The organism is Pseudomonadota bacterium (genome assembly GCA_022361155.1).
Lineage (GTDB): Bacteria > Myxococcota_A > Polyangia > Polyangiales > JAKSBK01 > JAKSBK01.
On record JAKSBK010000344.1, the window covers coordinates 1 to 1,493 of the forward strand.

At 63.8% G+C, this 1,493-nt stretch carries 1 protein-coding gene; it reads right to left on the minus strand.

Translation table 11 applies throughout. The features are described from left to right. Positions 1-1,069, minus strand: a 1,069-nt coding sequence (istA, locus tag MJD61_13445; GenBank protein MCG8556275.1) for an IS21 family transposase, incomplete at its 3' end; no start/stop codon positions are given. Positions 1,070-1,493 lie beyond the last annotated feature (424 nt).

The window sequence follows — 1,493 nt, forward strand, 5'->3', positions numbered from 1 at the left end:
CGGTCACCCGGACGTCGATCACCTGCCTGACGAGCCGGAAGGGAATGCTGTAGTGATGGCCGTCGACGGTCACGTGGTAGTTGATCCCGGCACGTGGCCGCTTCCACTCGGCATACTCGAACCGGGCTGTCGGCAGCGGCTCAAGTGCCGGACGGTCTATGGCCTCGAACTGACTCTCGCGGGAGCCCTCCAGCTTCTGGAAGGCCCGGCGATTGAAGGCGTCCAGCTCTTCTTGGATAGCCTCGTTGAGGGCCGAGAGCGACGTGAACGCCCGGTTCCTCAAGGGCGCCAGGACGCGGCGCGAGACGGCCAGCACCGTAGACTCCACCTTGGCCTTGTCTCGAGGCCGCCGAACGCGGGCTGGCACGATGGCCATACCGTAGTGGGTCGCCAGGTCGGCATAGGTGCGGTTCAGGTCCGGCTCATAGTAACACGGCTTCGTGACGGCGGTTCGCGTGTTGTCGGGCACCACGACGCGGGGCACGCCGCCCAGGGCCTCCAGCGTGCGCACGTGGGCTCCGATCCAATCGGGGAGTGTCTGTGTGCGTGTGGCCTCGACGTAGGCATAGCCGGAGGCGCCCAGGACCGCGACAAAGATCTGCGCCTCCCAGGCAGGCTCGCCGAATGGGACGACCGTTCGTGTTTGACCCGCCCAGTCGACAAAGAGCTTCTCGCCAGCCTTGTGCTCCTGGCGCATCACCGGGTCGATGGTCTTCTTCCATTGCCGGTACGCCTCGCAGAACCAGCTGTACCGGTACGCCTCACCGTGTGAAGCGTGGTACTCTTCCCACAGGAGCCGCAGCGTCACACCCTTCTTGCGGAGTTCTTGAGCCACATAGGACCAGTCCGGCACCGGGCGCTCGGCCTCGGCGGCGGGTGAAGCCGGATACAGGGTCCGCTCCAACTCGGCATCGGTCATCTCCTCGGGCAACGGCCAAGAGAGGCCAGCCTCCTGAGCTCGGTCCAAGGTTCGGGCAATCGTCGTCCGGCCGATTGATAATGAGCGGGCGATCCCTCGTGCCGAGAGGCCTGCCGCGTGCAGGCGTAATACGTCTTTGATCTTGCGCATGGGTAAGCGATGAGCGGGCACAGGGGACTCCTCCACGTTCTTGATGGAGGAGACCGAACGCCGGCTCCGAGCGACTTACCGCGTCACGCCGCAATGGACCTGTCATTCCGGCAGAAGGGGACCACGCATTCCGGCAGTAGGTCCAAAAGTGGCCCCCTTCGCCTGGATTAGGTGGCCTCCTTCCTCTGGAATCAGTGGCCCCCTTCCCGTGGAATCACCGGCCCTCTTCGCCTGGAATCACTGGCCGCGTTCCCGTGGAATACTCAGACCAGAAACGAATTCGCTCTCACCTCCCTCTGTCTAGGAGGACGGAGGAACGCTAAGTTCGAAGAATCCGTTATCGCTTCTGATTGCGCGTGAAGGGGTGGGCCGAGTAGGCCGGGGCGAGCCTCCACCGGCAAACAGTCGAATCGAGACGAATCAA